Below are 15,610 nucleotides of genomic sequence, written 5' to 3'. Positions count from 1 at the left end.
CGCCCTCCATCGATGCGATCTTCCCCTCGTGTCGGATTTGAACCGTACCGTTGATAAGTAGTCTGCAGTTCGCAGTGCGTATCTGGCAGTTGGCAGTCCGCAGTTGACGCAATACAAGCGCGCAATGCATCGAGCACGAGCGCGAAGCAACAGGGGTAGCGGCCAGAAGTAGCAGATAGCGAGGACCGGCCCACATGCAGTCGCAATTGAAGTGGTGGTTTGAATCGGCAGTTGAAGCTTGCTGTCGAGCGGTAGTAATTGCCGGTGCAGTACACGTAAGCAATAGCTTTGCAGGTTAGGTGGTTATAGGTTGGCAGGCATCCACGCGCCTGCTCGGCCGTTCCATCCTGTCAGCCCTGTTCCTCGCGGACCAGGGCTTTTTTTCGTCGCAACGAAGCGGGCTTCTTGTTTCTGGCGGCGTCGAACCGATATGCGGACATTGCGTTCTTCGATACGTTCGAAGCACGGGCGCGTCCGCATGGGGTGAACTGTCGGGCGCGAAATACGTCGGACGTTTGAGCGCGGCGTTTGCCGCCGTCGCGTGCCGAAGTCCGGGCGCGCTGCCGAAAGAAGGAGGTTGAATCGATGTCCAGCAAGTCGCGAGTTCGCAAGCCCGGCCGCACGGCCATGTCCCCGTTGTTGCGTTCTCTGACCCAGAGCCGCACCGCGCACGCGCCGGTCACGCAGACCATGCTGTTGCAGGCCTACGCCGCGCTCGATGCATTGCGCCGCGGCCACGGCGCGCGCATTCTGCACACGACGCTGAGCCGGCATTTGCTGGTGTCGCAGGAACTTGTGCATGCCGGATGGGGCGCCGACGCGCGCGCCGATATCGAAAGCGCGCATGCGGCGATGGTGCGGCTCGATGTGCGCGAGCGCCAGACTGGCCGCTGGTCGCTCGAAGACGACGACTACGCAAGTCTGTGCGCGGCGCTAGCGATTTTCGACGGACAGTTGTCGGCGGCGTCGCTGAGCGAGCTGGCGAGCGCGGAAGCGAAAATGATCGAAGGTTTGATGCGTTCCGCGCGACTGCGGGCGCTGGCGGAAGCGGCGGTTTGAGCGGCACGCATCTGGCGGCGCGCATTTCGAAAGCGTCGCGGGTCACCGGCGCTTCGCTCAATGCGCTATCGGCGAGCCCGGGCGAGTGGCTGCCCGCTGCGCTGCGTTTCGTCGAACGGCTGATACGACCATTTCAGCGCGGACGTAAATGGATTACGGACACATTGAAAGCGGCATCGACGTGTCGCGCGAGGCCGGCTGGTGCGCGTGGCGCGGCTTGTTACGAGTGTCCGTAGAAGTCCCGCCGGGCGCGTTTGCCGCTGCGATTCCCGCTTGCTAGACTGGCTGCGCCTGCTTGCCGCCTACCTGCTCGCGTACCTCCCGCATACCGCCGAGGCCAGGCGTCGCTGGCGTCGTTGCGATGCCGACGCGCGCGTACAACCGAGCCCTATCGGAGACATCATGTCCTACATGCTGCTGATCGTCGAACCCACGGACCAACGCGAGGAGCGCGCCGAAGCCGCGGGCCGCGACCTCTACGACCAGATGGTGCGTTTCTCCGAGAACCTGAAAGCGCGCGGCAAGCTGCTCGCGGTCGAGTCACTGACTTCGCAGAAGGACGCCGTGCGCGTGCAGGTCCGCCATGGCCAATCGAAGCTCGTCGACGGGCCGTTCGCCGAGGCGAAGGAGATGATCGGCGGCTTCTTTCTGTTGAACTGCGACAGCCGTGAAGAGGCCGTGGCGATCGCGCAAACCTGCCCGGCGGCGTCGTGGTGCACGGTCGAGGTGCGCAAGCTCGGACCGTGCTTCATCTAGGCACGCGTGACTCCCGCTTCACCAGCTTCGGTGTTTTCCCTGGGATGTGGGGACCGCCGCGCGTGTCGATCGGACCGTGCATCGTGCGTCGTGTGAGTAAGGGGCGAGCCGGCGTGGCCTCGCCAGGCGATTCACAGGAATCCACTCACGACCAACCACTAACAACAAGGAGCAACGACATGCGATTCATGATCATCGTCAAAGCCACCGCCGCGAGCGAAGCCGGCGAGATGCCCGAACCGTCGCTGATCGCCGCCATGGGCGCCTACCACGAAGAACTCGCGAAGGCCGGCGTGCTGCTCGACGCGACGGGCCTGCAGCCGAGCTCGAAAGGCTGGCGCATGCGCTATAGCGGCGGCAAACGGAGCATCGTGGACGGGCCGTTCGTGGAGACCAAGGAGCTGATCGCGGGCTATACGTTGATCCAGGTGCGCTCGCGCGACGAGGCGATGGAATGGGCGCGGCGTTTTCCGGCGCCGTTCGGTGAGCACGCCGATGGCGAAATCGAAGTGCGGCAGCTGTTCGAACTCGACGACTTCGAGCCGGGGCCGGAAGTCGAGCGCTTTCACAAGCTCGAAGAAGATCGCCGCTGATTTGATGGACTACGCCTGGGAGCCCGCATACATGGTCCTGAACGCGCAACCGCCGGCAGCAGGTGAAGGCTGACGCCGTGACGATACAGGCCACCCATCGTGCGATCGACGCTGTCTGGCGGATCGAATCCGCGAAGGTCATCGCTCACGTCGCGCGGATCGTGCGCGACGTGGGACTCGCCGAGGAACTCGCGCAGGACGCGCTGGTGGCCGCGCTCGAGCATTGGCCGGACGCGGGCGTGCCCGACAACCCCGGAGCGTGGCTGATGACCGCCGCGAAGAACCGCGCGCTCGATCGCCTGCGCCAGGAAGCGCTGCATGCGCGCAAGCGCGAGGAGCTCGGCCACGATCTCGACGCGATCGAAGCGCACGTGGTGCCCGATTTCGTCGATGCGCTCGACGCCGCGCGCGCCGACGACATCGGCGACGATCTGCTGCGGCTCATCTTCACCGCGTGCCATCCGGTGCTGTCGACCGATGCGCGCGTCGCGCTGACGCTGCGCCTGCTCGGCGGCCTCACCACCGACGAAATCGCGCGCGCGTTTCTCGTGCCGGAGCCGACCATCGCGCAGCGGATCGTGCGCGCGAAACGCACGCTGTCGGCGGCGCGCGTGCCGTTCGAGGTGCCGCAGGAGGACGCGCGCGCGGCGCGGCTCGCGTCGGTGCTGCAGGTGATCTACCTGATTTTCAACGAAGGTTATTCGGCCACGGCCGGCGACGACTGGATGCGCCCGACGCTATGCGAGGAGGCGTTGCGGCTCGGGCGCGTGTTGAGCGGACTCGTAGCCGGCGAGAGCGAGGTCCACGGTCTCGTCGCGCTGATGGAGATTCAGGCGTCGCGTACGCACGCGCGCATCGACGCCCAGGGGCGTCCGGTACTGCTGCTCGATCAGGATCGCGGCCGCTGGGACCCGCTGCTGATTCGCCGCGGCCTCGCGGCGCTGGACAACGCGCATGCGCTCGGCGGCGAGAGCGGGCCGTATGCGTTGCAGGCGGCGCTCGCCGCGTGCCATGCGCGAGCGCGCCGCGCCGAGGACACCGACTGGGCGCAGATCGTCGCGCTCTACGATGCGTTGGCGCAGGTCGCGCCGTCGCCGGTAGTGGAGTTGAATCGCGCGGTCGCGGTGGGGATGGCGTTCGGGCCGGCGGCCGGACTCGAGATCGTCGATGCGCTCGCCGCCGGTTCGGCGCTCGCGAATTATCACTGGCTGCCGAGCGTGCGCGGCGATCTGCTGGTCAAGCTTGGACGCGTCGACGAAGCCCGCGCGGAGTTCGAGCGCGCCGCGGCGATGACGCGCAATACGCGCGAGCGCGAGTTGTTGCTGGAGCGTGCGCGCGGGCTCGCGGATTGAGGCTGGCACATTGGTGCTGGCACATTGGTGCTCACGCACACGTCAGTGCCGCCTCAACGAATCAGCTGCCGCACCCCCAACGCAACGATCAAGCCGCCGCACACACGATCCACCCACCTCTTGCCGCGCCGATAAGCCGACGCGATGCGCTGATGCGACAGCGCCAGCGCGACGAACCCATACCAGCTGCTCGCGACGACGAACACCATGCCGAGCATCGCGGTGAACATGCCGGTGCTCACATGCGCTGGCGCCGCCGAAGCTCTGGGTGAAAAGTAACGCGAGCATCCCGCTCATAGCCCGAAAAACGCCGCGCCCGCGGTCAAGACGCCCACTCCCGCGACGAGGTACGACAGATTGCGCAGCCAGTTCTTGCGCGTGAGCAGCGTGATCGCGCACAGCGCAATCGCGACCTGAATCAGCAGCGTCGCCTGAGCCCAGCGATGATGGCCGTGCAACAGCGTTTCGCTGTGCGTATCGGCGGCGACGACCTGTTTTTCGATCGCTTCTGCGTTCGCGCGGATCGGCTCCTTCTGCTGCTTGTATTTCTCGACGTCGGCGACGAACTTCGCGTGCGCGTCGCTATTGGGCGCCGACAGCGCCGCGCCGAGTTCCGCGAGGTTTTCCTTTTCGCCCTTCGCCTGGTAGTAGCTCCACTGGTTCGACGCTTCGGTCTTCTTGATCGCGGCTTCGTTCTTGTAGAACAGCGCGAGGTTTTCGGCGTTGCCGCTCTGGTACGCGCACAGCGCGCCGATCGTCGCGAGGATCGCGGTCATCACGGCCATGCGGCTCGCGAACGGATCGGCGTCGTGATGCGCGGCGTGGCCGGCGTGTTCGACGGCATGGTCGTGCGGACCGTGCACTTCATATTCTTCAGACATCAGATTCTCCGAGGCAATGCTTTTGTCGTTCTCGCCGGACGGGGCGGGCGCCCGGCGGCTTCAATCTTAGCGTGTGGCCGACGCCCGGAGGCCGCAGCTTCAATGCACTGTGTCAGAGGGACGGTTATTGCATGCGAATCACGACGCGCCCGCGCGTGCCGGCGGCGACCGCCTCGTAGGCTTCGCGCGCGCGGGCGAGCGGGAATTCCTGCGCGATCGCCGGGCCGCTCAGCTTGCCGTTGTCGAAGCCCTCGACGAGCGCCGTCATCAGCGGCGCCGATTCCGCGACGCCGAGCTTCGCGCTGTCGACGCCGAGCAATTGCGTCTCGTTGTGATAGAAGTCGATCAGATCGAACTCGACGCGGCGCTTGCCGGTCCCGCTGATTTCGAGCACGCGGCCGCGCCGCTTCGCGAGACTCAGCGCGGTCTCGAACGCGACACCGCCTACCGTGTCGTACACGACTTCCGCGCCCGCGCCGCCGGTCAGTTCGCGCACGCGTGCGGCCGCGTGTTCGTCGAACGCTACGTAGGCGTCGATCAGGCGGCCCGCAGGCGTGGCGGGATCGAGCGGCCGGCGGTCGACGGCGATCACGCGCGCGCCTCGCGCTTTCGCGATCTGCACGACCGCGCCACCGACACCGCCGCTCGCGCCAAGCACGGCAATGGTCTCGCCGGCCTGCAACTTTGCGTATTCGACGGTGCCGAGCCACGCGACCACGAAGTTCACGCCAATCGCCGCCGCCTCGACGTGGCTCAACGCCACGGGCTTGCGCGACAGCGCCGCGACCGGAATGCTGAGGTACTCGGCGTGCGTGCCGTCGCGCGTGAAGCCGATGTCGCCGCCGGTTCCCCACACCTCGGCGTCGAGCCACGCGGCCGGGCCGTCCACCACCACGCCGCTGAAGTCGCGCCCCGGCGTGCGCGGCAGCACCGTATGTTCGAAATGGCCGGACACGTTCTTCACGTCGCTCGGATTGACCGAGGCCGCCATGACCCGCACGACCGCATGCTCCGCGTCGGCCTTCGGCGTCGGCAGATCGACGTATTCGAGCACTTCGGGGTTGCCAAAAGATTTGAACTGAATCGCTTTCATCGTGCGTGGCTCCGGTTGGTCTTGCGCCGCGTTGCGCAGCGAATGCACCGTAGTCTAAGTGATGCGAGTAAGGGCATCAGGACGACGGCTTTCAGATTTCGGACAACAACCCGCGCGCCGGGTACGCGATCACCCAGGCTCTAACCCGCCTGACCCGCCTCGTCGGCCTTCGGCGCCTGAGCATGCCGCTGGTGTTCGGCGGCCAGAAACATGTACATCGCCGGCACGACGAACAACGTGAACAGCGTGCCGATCGACATCCCGGTGAAGATCACGAGCCCCATTGCGTTGCGGCCCGCCGCGCCCGCGCCCGACGCGATCACGAGCGGCACCACACCGAGCACCATCGCCGCGGTCGTCATCAGGATCGGGCGCAGCCGCACGCCCGCCGCTTCCTCGACCGCTTCGCGCTTCGCGCGGCCCGCGCGCTGCAGTTCGTTGGCGAACTGCACGATCAGAATGCCGTGCTTGCTGACGAGCCCCATCAGCGTGACGAGGCCGACCTGCGTGTAGATGTTCAGCGTCGTCAGGCCGATGTTGATGAAGATCAGCGCGCCGAACAGCGCCATCGGCACCGAGATCAGGATCACGATCGGATCACGGAAACTCTCGAATTGCGCCGCGAGCGCGAGGAACACGATGATCGTCGCGAGCAGCAGCGTGATGACGAAGCCGCCCGACTCCTGCACGAACTGGCGCGACTCTCCCGAGTAATCGGCCGAGTAGCCGGCCGGCGCGACCTGCGCGGTCGCCTTGCGCAGAAAATCGAGCACCTGGCCTTGCGACACGCCTGGCACGATCACGCCGGAGATCGTCGCCGAGTTCAACTGCTGGAAGTGGTTGATCGATTCGGGCACGACGCTGTGCCGCAGATGCGCGATCGTCGACGCCGGAATCACGTTGCCGTCCGGCGTGCGCAGATAGTAGTCGAGCACTTGCGACGGATTGAGCCGGTCGATCTGCAACACCTGCGGAATCACCTTGTACGAGCGTCCCGCAATCGAGAAGTAGTTGACGTAGCCGCCGCCCAGCGCCGACCCGAGCGCCTGTCCGACGTCGCTCTGCGACAGCCCGAGCGAGGCCACCTTGTCGCGGTCGACGACGAGCGTCACTTCCGGCTTGTCGATTTTCAGGTCGCTATCGACGAAGAAGAACATGCCGCTCGCACGCGCTTTTTCCAGCACTGCTTGCGACACCTCGTTGAGGTTTTCGAACGGCTCGGTCGTGCTGATCACGAACTGCACCGGCAATCCCTGCGCGCCCGGCAGCGGCGGAAACTGGAACGCCGCGACGCGCGCGCCCGCGATCTGATTCCACTTCTGCTGCAACTCCTGCTGCAGCACGGTCGCGTTCTTGCCGCGCTGATCCCAGGTCTTGAACAGCACGCCGCCGATGCCCCGGTTGACCGTCGGCGAGCCCGTGAGCTGGAACATCTGCGAATATTCGGGCAGTGTCTTCGAAGCATCGAACACCTGGTCGGCGTAGGTCTGCATCTGCTGGATCGTCGCGTTGGGCGGCCCGATGATCTGCGAGAGCACGATGCCCTGGTCTTCCTGCGGCGCGAGTTCCGACTTCGAGGTCATGAACAGATACACGGTGCCGCACAGCAGCAGCGCGCCCATGATCACGAACACGGGCCAGGTGTCGAGCGTCGCATGCAACAGGCGGCCGTAGCCGCGATGCACGCGCTCGAACTGGCGGTCGACGAAACGCGCGAAGCGGCCCGACTCCTGCGCGGCGCGGAAGAAGCGCGAGCACATCATCGGCGACAACGTGAGTGCGATCACGCCCGACACCGTCACCGCGCCCGCGAGCGTGAACGCGAATTCGGTGAAGAGCGCGCCCGTCAGCCCGCCCTGGAAGCCGATCGGCGCGTACACGGCGATCAGCACGACGGTCATCGCGACGATCGGGCCGCCCAGTTCGCGCGCGGCGATCAGCGCGGCGTCGAACGGTGTCCTGCCTTCGTGCTTCATGTGCCGATCGACGTTCTCGACGACGATGATCGCGTCGTCCACGACGAGCCCGATCGCGAGCACGAGTGCGAGCAGCGTGAGCAGATTGATCGAATAGCCGAGCACCTGCATCACGAAGAACGTGCCGATCAGCGACAGCGGCATCGCGATCAACGGCACGATCACCGCGCGGAAGCTGCCGAGAAACAGGAAGATCACGACGGTCACGATCACGAGCGCTTCGACGAGCGTTTTGATCACTTCCCTGATTGCGGTGTTGACGAAGTCGGTCGCGTCATAAACGATGTCGCCCGTCATGCCGGTCGGAAACTGCTTCTGCAGATCGGGAAACACGGTTTTCACGCGCTTGGCCACATCGAGAATGTTCGCATCCGGCGCGACCTTGATGCCGATGAACACCGACCGCTTGCCGCTGAACGCGACGTTGAAGTCGTAGCTGTCGGCGCCGAGCACGACGTTCGCGACATCCTCGAGACGCACGAGCGAGCCGTTCTTCTGCTTGACGACGAGCTGCTTGAAGTCGTCGACGGTATGCAGGTCCGTGCCCGCTTCCAGGTCGACGCTGACCATTTGCCCCTTCGTCGTGCCGAGCGTGGCGAGATAGTTGTTGTTGCCGAGCGCGGTGTACACGTCACTCGCGCTCACGCCGTGCGCGGCGAGCCGCGCCGAGTCGAGCCACGCGCGCATCGCGAACTGCCGCCCGCCCAGCACTTCGGCGGTCTGCACGCCCTGGATCGAATCGAGCTTGGGCTTGACCACGCGCAGCAGGTAATCGGTGACGTTGTTGCTTGGCAGCACGCTGCTGTAGAAGCCCATGTACATCGCGTCGGTGGTCTGCCCGGTCTGCACCGTCAGCACCGGCTGCTGTGCCTGCGGCGGCAACTGGTTGCGCACCGAGCCGATCTGCGTGTTGATCTCGGTCAGCGCGCGGTTCGCATCGTAGTTCAGACGCAGCGTCGCGATGATCGTCGACACGCCCGTGATGCTCGTCGACGACATGTAGTCGATGCCCTGTGCCTGCGCGATCGCCGCTTCGAGCGGCTGCGTGATGAAGCCGGCGATGGTGTCCGAGTTCGCGCCATAGTAGGCCGTCGTGATCGTGACGACCGCGTTCTCGGTCTGCGGATACTGGCTGACCTTCAGCACCGCGAGCGCGCGCAACCCGAGCACGAGGATCAGCAGGCTCACGACCGAAGCGAGTACCGGCCGGCGAATGAAGATGTCCGTGAACATGGTCGGGCGGCCTCGCTTATTGTTCCTGCGGCGTCGGATTCGGACTGTCCGACGGATGCACGCGGTTGTCGATGATCAGCGGCGTGCCGTTCTTGAGCTTGATCTGGCCGCTCGTCACGACCTGCGTGCCGTCGTCGATGCCCTTCAGAATCGCCACCTGGTCGCCGCGCGTCGGCCCCGGCGTTACGAACACCTGCTGCGCGACGGGCAGCGTCTTGCCGTGCGCGTTGGGCTGCGTGCCGGGCTTCACGATGAACACGGTCGCGCCGTACGGGTTGTAGGTGATCGCCGTTTGCGGCAGGGTCAGGTAGCGCTGTTCGGCGCCCGAGTCGATCTTCACGTTCGCGTACATGCCGGGCAGCAGCTTGCGCTCGCGATTGTCGACGCTCGCTTCGATCTGTACGTTGCGCGTCGCGCTGTCGACTTTCGGGCTCACCGACTGGATCTTGCCGCTGAAGGTTTTCCCGCTGTACGCGTTGGTATCGACGCTGACGGTCGCGCCGATCGCGAGCTGGCCGAGCTGTTGTTGCGGTACCGAGAAGTCGGCGTAGATCGGATCGATGGCTTGCAGCGTGACGATCGCGTCGCCGGGATTCAGGTATTGCCCCGGATTGATCGTCGTGATGCCGAGGCGCCCCGCGAACGGCGCGCGAATCGTCTTCTTGTCGACGAGCGCCTGCTGTTGCGCGACCTGCGCCTTCTTGCCCTTGAGGTCGGCCGCATCGGCGTCGAGCTGCGCCTTCGCGATCGCCTTGATGTCGTACTGCGCGCGGTCGCGCTCGTAGACCGTCTGCGCGAGTTGGGCCGCGGCCTGCAGCGATTGCAGCAGTGCGACGTCGCTGTCGGCGTTGAGTCGCACGAGGATCTGTCCGGCTTTCGCTTCCTGCCCCGACACGAACGCAACCTCGCGCACGAGGCCGGCGACTTCGGTCGTCACGTCTACGCCGCGCACCGCGCGCAGGCTGCCGACCGCCGCGAGCTGCGGCTGCCACGACTGATAGTGGACCACCACCGCCGAGACCGTGGCGGGCGGCGCGGTGTTGGCCGCCATGAACTTCGCGAACATGTGCGCGCGGAACAGGTTGAAGCCGACCAGCGCGGCGAGCAGCAGGCCGACGCTGATCAACATGATCACCATCCGCTTTGTCATCGGTTTTCTTTCGGCCATCGTGATGTCCTTGCTCGGCTTGGGGCGAGGGCTGGGGTTGCGTCAGGGCACGGTCAATGTGGCGTTGCGGCGGTTGCCGTCGTTGCTGATGGCGACGACGTGTTCGACGCGCTCGCCGAGTCGGCGGCCGGCGCGGCCGCGGACTCGGGCGCGGCGGCATTCCACCAGCCGCCGCCGAGCGCCTGGAACAGCGCCGCGGTATCGGCATAACGCGCGGCCTGCGCCTGCGCGAGACTCACGACCGTTTGCTGATACTGGCGTTGCGCGTCGAGCAGCGCGAGGTAGCTGACACCGCCGACGTGATACTGTCCGCGCGTCAGTTCGAGCGAATCGCTCGCGGCGCGCGACGCGTCGGTCTGCGCCTTGAGGCCGGTTGCGTCGTGTTCGAGCGCGCGCAGCGTGTCCGCAACGTTCTGGAACGCGAGCAGCACCGTCTCGCGGTATTGCGCGCCGGCCTGCTCGTAGGCGGCCTCGGCCGCGCGCTTCTGCGCGCTCAGCTGGCCGCCGTGAAAGACCGGTTGCAGCAAGCCCGCGCCGATGCTCCAGATCGTGCTGCCGGCCCTGAGCACCTGCGCGGGCGTCAACGCTTCGGCGCCGTAGCTCGCGGACAGCGTGATCTGCGGATACATCGCCGCGGTCGCGACGCCGACCTGCGCGCTCGCCTGATGCAGCGTGGCGTCGGCGGCAAGGATGTCGGGGCGCTGGTGCACCAGCGACGACGGCAGGCTCACGGGCAGCGTGTCGGGCAGCGAGAACATGTCGAGCGTGAAGCCGGGCACCGAGGTATCGCTCGGCAGCTTGCCGGCGAGTACCGCAAGCTGATGGCGCGCCTGATCGAGCTGCTGTTGCAGCGGCGGCAGCGTCGCGCGGGTCTGCGCGAGCAGCGTTTCCTGCGCGAGCACGGCCGTGCGGCTCACGCCGCCGAGTGAGAATTGCTGGTCGAGCACGTTCAGTTGCTGCTCTTCCTCGGAAGCGATCCGCTCGGTCGCGTCGATCTGCGCGCGCACCGACGCTTCCTTGACCGCCGCGGTCACGATGTTGGCCGATATCGTGAGATAGGCGGCCTGCAGCTGGAAGCGCTGATAGTCGATCTGCGCATGCAGCGCTTCGAGTTCGCGCCGCGCGCCGCCGAACACGTCCAGCTTGTACGAGACGTTGACCGACGCGTTGTAGAGATTGAATTCCTCGACGAGGCCGGGCTCGCCGAACGCGATGCCGTTGATCTTTTCGCGCGTGGCGCTCAGTTGCGCGTCGACGCTCGGCAGCAAGGTGCCGCCGGCTTGCGCCGTGTAATTCTCGCGAGCCTGTCGCAACGCCGCCTGCGCGGCGGCCATGTTCGGACTGTTGGCGATCGCCTCGCGGATCAGCGCGTCGAGCGGCTCGCAATGAAACAGCGTCCACCACGCGGCGGGAATGTCCCGGGCCGGCGCGAAACGCTGCGGCAGGCCTGCGGGGCCGGGCGCGGAGGCGGTCTGGTCGGGCAGCGGCGTGGTGGTGAAGGTGTCGGTGGCCGGTGCTGGCGGCGCGTGGTAGTCGGGGCCGACCATGCAGCCGGCCAGCGCGACGCAGCTGCACAACGCAACGTAGAGGCGCCGCCAGACAATACGCTGACTCACGTCGATCATCGATCTACCTTGTATCGCCAATGGCGGGTGGACCGGACGAAGATGTTCAGGGCACCCGAACGTTCTTGGAGTTGTCTTGCCGACGCTGGAATTTACCATGCACGGCGCGAACCGCGCTTGGCCTCGCGTTCGCTGGCGGACGAAGGTGGATACGAGATCACGTAGGAGGGCGGTGATGGCAGGCGGTGCCACCGCTGTCTGCCACGCCCGGCGCAGTATTCACGACAATTTCACGGATTCGGGCACGCGGTTGGCTCGGCATCGCGCTTGGCGAACTGGTCGAGCTGTTGCCTGGTTATCGATCGTCTGGTTTTACCGGGCCTCGTCCGCCGCTCGGCGCTGCGCGATCAGATCGGCGAGCCGCTCGACCTGCTGCCCTTGCGCATCGAAATTGCCCGCGTCGAGCCACCGCTCATAGCACGAGCGCAATGCCGGCCACTCGCTGTCGATGATCGAAAACCACGCCGTGTCGCGATTGCGATCGCGATAGACGATCGCCTGCCGGAAGATCCCCTCGAACGTAAATCCATAGCGCAACGCGGCCTTGCGCGACGGCTCGTTCAGCGAATCGCATTTCCATTCGAAGCGCCGATAACCGAGCTTGTCGAACACTTCGCCTAGCAGCAGGTACATCGCATCGGTCGCGATGCGCGTGCGCTTGAGCCGCGGCGAATACGTGACGTGGCCGACTTCGATCACGCCGTTGGCCGGATCGATCCGCATCAGCGAGAGCGTGCCGACCGGCTTGCCCGTCGCCAGGTCGATGACCGCGTAGTGCAGCGGATCTTTCGATGCCGCCATCTGCGTCAGACGCTCGCGATAGGCCGCGAGACTGTCGAACGGGCCGACCGCCAGATAGGTCCAGTCGCGGCCGTCGGTGGCCGAGCCGTACGCGTCGAAGAGGTCGGCCGCGTGGCGCTCGACGTCGACCGCTTCGAGCCGGCAATAGCGGCCGCCGAGCGGCTCGCGGCCCGGCGGCTGCGCGCCGTGCCAGCCGGGCAGGGGCGCGCCGATTGGCTGGCCGTAGGCGTTACGTGTGGGTTCCATGTCTGTTCTCCCGTCGATGAATGAGCGATGCCGGAGGATGCCGATGCGTGTCGATGCAGGAACGATACGGCAAACGTGGTATGTTCAAAAGATCCACGACGTGCTTATTCGATAGGTCCAGCCACCATGATCGAAATCATCGGACCGCTCGTCCATGCGGACGACGCGTTCGCCGCGAGCGGCGCCAGCGGGGCCAAGCGGCCCGCGCCGCTGCAAAAGCAGCTGATCGAACGTCTGCAGCAGGCGATTCTCGCCGGTCGTCTGCCGGCCGGGTCGCTGCTACCGTCGTCGCGGCTGCTCGCCGCCGAAATGGGCGTGTCGCGCAACACGGTCGTGATCGCTTACGAGCATCTTGCCGCGGTCGGCTACGTCATCGCCGATCGCCAGGGCACGCGCGTGAGCCCGCTGTCGAGCCCCGCCGCGCGCGGCGAGCGGGCGGCGGCGTCGGCCGCGCCGGAGGTCGTATACGCGGCGCGCGTCGAGCAGTTCGCGGCGTCGCACAAGCACGCCGACAACGGGTACGCGCTGACCCCCGGCACGCCCGCGCTGGACCGTTTCCCGCTTGCCGCGTGGCGGCGCGCGCTCGAACGTGCGATGGAGCGCGCATTACCGCGCGCGCTCGGCTACGGTATGCCGGCCGGCGAGCCCGCGCTGCGCGACGCGATCGCCGCGCATCTGCGGATGTCGCGCGGCGTGCGCTGCGATGGCTCGCAGGTCGTGATCACCGAGGGCGCGCAGGAGGCGCTGAACCTGTGCGTACGACTGCTGACCAATCCCGGCGATATCGCATGGATCGAGGACCCCGGCTATCGCGGCGCGAAGGCCGCTTTCAACGCGGGCGACTTGCGCACGCTGCCGATTCCCGTCGACGCCGAAGGCATGGCCGTGCCGGCCGACGCGTGGCACACGCATCCGCCGAAACTGATCTACACGTCTCCCGCGCATCAGTATCCGACCGGCGCGGTGCTGTCGGTGGCGCGGCGGCTTGCGCTGATTGCCGAGGCGCGGCGCCGCGGCGCGTGGCTGATCGAGGACGATTACGACGGCGAGGTGCGTCACACCGGCGAGCCGATCGCGAGCATGCAGGGCCTCGTCGACGCGGCGCCCGTGCTGTACGTCGGCTCGTTCAGCAAGACGATGTTTCCGGCGCTGCGCATCGGCTTCGTCGTGCTGCCTCGCGCGATGGCCGCGCACGCCGCTGTTGCGCTGCAAGAGATGCTGCGCGGCGGGCATCGGCTGGAGCAACTGGCGCTCGCGCATTTCATCGAAAGCGGCGAATTCGGGCGGCATCTCGGGCGGATGCGGCGGCTGTACCGCGAGCGGCAGCAGGCGCTGCGCGACGCGCTGGCCGAGCATTTTCCGGCGGCGACGATTCTTGGCGGCGATTGCGGCATGCATCTGACGCTGCGGCTGCCGGCGTCGCTCGACGATCCCGCGCTCACTGCGCGGGCGCAGGCGTTGGGGTTGAGTCCGCGCGCGCTGTCGGGGTTTTCGATCGGGGCGTCGGAGCGGACGAACGGGCTCGTGATCGGGTATGGCAATACGGAGGCGGAGCGCTTGGAGCCCGCGGTGAAAGCGCTGGCGGAGGTGGTGCGGCAGATGGAGGGCGAGGCGCGACCGGCTGCGAAGCGCGCGTCAAAACGGGGCGGAAAAACCGTCGTCCGGTCCCGCAAAAAACCCGCCCCGCCACGCCGTACGCCCGCCACTCCGGGCGTGTAATTTTACGTCTGTCCGCCTGGCCCATGTCGCGCTATCGTGTCGTATGCGCGGCGACTTCGCAGGTCCGATGTGCTGGTTTGCCCGCATGTGCCGCGGTTGCCCGTCCCGTCGCGCGGCGGGTGTGGCGCCGGCGATGGGCACGAACAATGCGTTCAGTGTGGTTATCGATGACGATCTATCCGACCGGAGAAGACATGAAGGAAATCGAACCGACCCCGTGGTTTGACCTTGCCATCCATACGCCCGTACGCGAAGGCTGGTACGAAGTGCAGTTGGCGAGCGGGGACACGGCGTTTGCGAAATTTGGCGACGGCGTGTGGACCGAAAAGCCGTTGCTCGTATTCACGCACTGGCGCGGCCTGTGCGCCGATCCCTCGAAAGCCGCAGACGGCGCGGCCGAGTCGGTCGGCGCCGAAGCCACCGCGGCGCAAGGCGTGCGCGCCGCCTGGAACGCGTTCTTCCCGGGACTCGGCGACGAGCAGCACAAGCCGCTCAATGCGGTGCCGAACGGCAAGGCGCCGCATTGAGGGTCCCTTGAAATTCGTTTGAAGTCCGGTCGGGCGGCGGCTTGTGGGCCGCCGCCCGGCAGTTCGATTAGGCCGCCATCCGCGCGTGGTTCGAATCGCTCTCGTATCGCTCGGCCCTGCGCCGCATCGCATTTCTTCCGCCCCGCTACAATCAGCGTCATCCTTTCGACGCCATCACGATGCTATGAACGCCACCCGAGAAACCGTGGAATTGTCGCGCGCGACTCAACTGCTCAATCACGGACCCGTCACGCTGATCACGAGCGCACACGATGGTCGATCGAACGTGATGGCCGCGTCATGGGCCATGCCGCTCGACTTCAATCCGCCGAAGGTGGTGGTGGTCGTGGATAGCCGGACGCTGACGCGTCGCCTGATCGAGGCGAGCGGCGTGTTCGGGCTGCAGTTGCCGAGCCGCGGTTTCGCTGCGCAAACGCTCGCGGTCGGCACGCACGCGGGCGTCGAACTCGACAACGACGATCCCGACCTGCGCACATGCCATTACGTGGCCGGCGGTACCTTCTTCGCGACGGGCGATGCATTCGAGGTGGCGCCCGTCGCGGCGTCCGCGCAGTGACCGG

13 protein-coding genes and 1 pseudogene are annotated in these 15,610 nt (G+C 66.4%); 7 read left to right on the top strand and 7 right to left on the bottom strand.

The genetic code is table 11. The features are described from left to right. The first annotated feature begins 585 nt into the window (after nt 1–585). From OKW38_RS30840 to OKW38_RS30825, 4 genes are all read left to right on the top strand, one after another. A complete protein-coding gene (locus OKW38_RS30840) occupies nt 586–1,059 on the top strand; it encodes a hypothetical protein (RefSeq protein WP_090810306.1) in 474 nt (157 codons plus the stop codon). 402 nt (nt 1,060–1,461) lie between these two features. After that, the gene (locus tag OKW38_RS30835; protein WP_090807928.1) at nt 1,462–1,815 is read left to right on the top strand and encodes a YciI family protein; all 354 of its coding nucleotides are present in this window, start codon (nt 1,462–1,464) and stop codon (nt 1,813–1,815) included. Between the two features lie 179 nt (nt 1,816–1,994). Then, on the top strand, nt 1,995–2,408 hold the full coding sequence (locus OKW38_RS30830; RefSeq protein WP_429333228.1) for a YciI family protein: 414 nt from the start codon (nt 1,995–1,997) through the stop codon (nt 2,406–2,408). Between the two features lie 77 nt (nt 2,409–2,485). After that, nucleotides 2,486–3,760 (top strand): RNA polymerase sigma factor, encoded by a 1,275-nt coding sequence (locus OKW38_RS30825; protein WP_429364673.1) that lies wholly within the window; start codon nt 2,486–2,488, stop codon nt 3,758–3,760. 53 nt (nt 3,761–3,813) lie between these two features. On the opposite strand, the pseudogene OKW38_RS30820 reads toward OKW38_RS30825, so the two are convergent. From OKW38_RS30820 to OKW38_RS30790, 7 genes and pseudogenes are all read right to left on the bottom strand, one after another. After that, nucleotides 3,814–4,023 (bottom strand): annotated as a pseudogene (locus OKW38_RS30820) (LysE family translocator); the annotation flags it as partial. Between the two features lie 30 nt (nt 4,024–4,053). Continuing rightward, nucleotides 4,054–4,641, bottom strand: coding sequence for a DUF4337 domain-containing protein (locus OKW38_RS30815; protein WP_429364671.1), 588 nt, complete (start codon nt 4,639–4,641; stop codon nt 4,054–4,056). A 124-nt stretch (nt 4,642–4,765) separates the two neighbouring features. Continuing rightward, entirely contained in the window at nt 4,766–5,734 is a 969-nt protein-coding gene (locus OKW38_RS30810; RefSeq protein WP_429364669.1) for a quinone oxidoreductase family protein, read from the bottom strand. A 140-nt stretch (nt 5,735–5,874) separates the two neighbouring features. Continuing rightward, entirely contained in the window at nt 5,875–8,943 is a 3,069-nt protein-coding gene (locus tag OKW38_RS30805; protein WP_429364667.1) for an efflux RND transporter permease subunit, read from the bottom strand. Between the two features lie 16 nt (nt 8,944–8,959). Then, nucleotides 8,960–10,111 (bottom strand): efflux RND transporter periplasmic adaptor subunit, encoded by a 1,152-nt coding sequence (locus OKW38_RS30800; protein ID WP_429364665.1) that lies wholly within the window; start codon nt 10,109–10,111, stop codon nt 8,960–8,962. A gap of 53 nt (nt 10,112–10,164) precedes the next feature. Beyond that, nucleotides 10,165–11,736, bottom strand: a complete 1,572-nt coding sequence (locus tag OKW38_RS30795; RefSeq protein ID WP_429364663.1) for an efflux transporter outer membrane subunit — start codon at nt 11,734–11,736, stop codon at nt 10,165–10,167. A gap of 312 nt (nt 11,737–12,048) precedes the next feature. Beyond that, nucleotides 12,049–12,783, bottom strand: coding sequence for a GNAT family N-acetyltransferase (locus OKW38_RS30790; protein ID WP_429364661.1), 735 nt, complete (start codon nt 12,781–12,783; stop codon nt 12,049–12,051). Nucleotides 12,784–12,909: 126 nt separating this feature from the next. On the opposite strand from OKW38_RS30790, the gene OKW38_RS30785 reads away from it, so the two are divergent. From OKW38_RS30785 to OKW38_RS30775, 3 genes are all read left to right on the top strand, one after another. Further along, entirely contained in the window at nt 12,910–14,502 is a 1,593-nt protein-coding gene (locus OKW38_RS30785) for a PLP-dependent aminotransferase family protein (RefSeq protein WP_429364659.1), read from the top strand. 194 nt (nt 14,503–14,696) lie between these two features. Beyond that, nucleotides 14,697–15,029, top strand: a complete 333-nt coding sequence (locus OKW38_RS30780; protein ID WP_184052897.1) for a hypothetical protein — start codon at nt 14,697–14,699, stop codon at nt 15,027–15,029. A 184-nt stretch (nt 15,030–15,213) separates the two neighbouring features. Then, complete coding sequence (locus OKW38_RS30775; RefSeq protein WP_090807910.1) at nt 15,214–15,606, top strand: flavin reductase family protein; 393 nt, start codon at nt 15,214–15,216, stop codon at nt 15,604–15,606. The last annotated feature ends 4 nt before the right edge of the window (nt 15,607–15,610 follow it).

It is taken from the genome of Paraburkholderia sp. MM5496-R1, from assembly GCF_050436205.1.
GTDB classification, from domain to species: domain Bacteria; phylum Pseudomonadota; class Gammaproteobacteria; order Burkholderiales; family Burkholderiaceae; genus Paraburkholderia; species Paraburkholderia tuberum.
The sequence above is the reverse complement of the archived record's forward strand: the minus strand, read 5'-3'. Positions and strand labels throughout refer to the sequence as shown.

Coding starts and splice junctions, on each gene's coding strand:
- OKW38_RS30790 (WP_429364661.1), bottom strand. CDS start 12,783: ATGGAACCCACACGTAACGCCTACGGCCAGCCAATCGGCGCGCCCCTG.
- OKW38_RS30780 (WP_184052897.1), top strand. CDS start 14,697: ATGAAGGAAATCGAACCGACCCCGTGGTTTGACCTTGCCATCCATACG.
- OKW38_RS30795 (WP_429364663.1), bottom strand. CDS start 11,736: ATGATCGACGTGAGTCAGCGTATTGTCTGGCGGCGCCTCTACGTTGCG.
- OKW38_RS30830 (WP_429333228.1), top strand. CDS start 1,995: ATGCGATTCATGATCATCGTCAAAGCCACCGCCGCGAGCGAAGCCGGC.
- OKW38_RS30805 (WP_429364667.1), bottom strand. CDS start 8,943: ATGTTCACGGACATCTTCATTCGCCGGCCGGTACTCGCTTCGGTCGTG.
- OKW38_RS30810 (WP_429364669.1), bottom strand. CDS start 5,734: ATGAAAGCGATTCAGTTCAAATCTTTTGGCAACCCCGAAGTGCTCGAA.
- OKW38_RS30840 (WP_090810306.1), top strand. CDS start 586: ATGTCCAGCAAGTCGCGAGTTCGCAAGCCCGGCCGCACGGCCATGTCC.
- OKW38_RS30835 (WP_090807928.1), top strand. CDS start 1,462: ATGTCCTACATGCTGCTGATCGTCGAACCCACGGACCAACGCGAGGAG.
- OKW38_RS30815 (WP_429364671.1), bottom strand. CDS start 4,641: ATGTCTGAAGAATATGAAGTGCACGGTCCGCACGACCATGCCGTCGAA.
- OKW38_RS30775 (WP_090807910.1), top strand. CDS start 15,214: ATGAACGCCACCCGAGAAACCGTGGAATTGTCGCGCGCGACTCAACTG.
- OKW38_RS30800 (WP_429364665.1), bottom strand. CDS start 10,111: ATGGCCGAAAGAAAACCGATGACAAAGCGGATGGTGATCATGTTGATC.
- OKW38_RS30785 (WP_429364659.1), top strand. CDS start 12,910: ATGATCGAAATCATCGGACCGCTCGTCCATGCGGACGACGCGTTCGCC.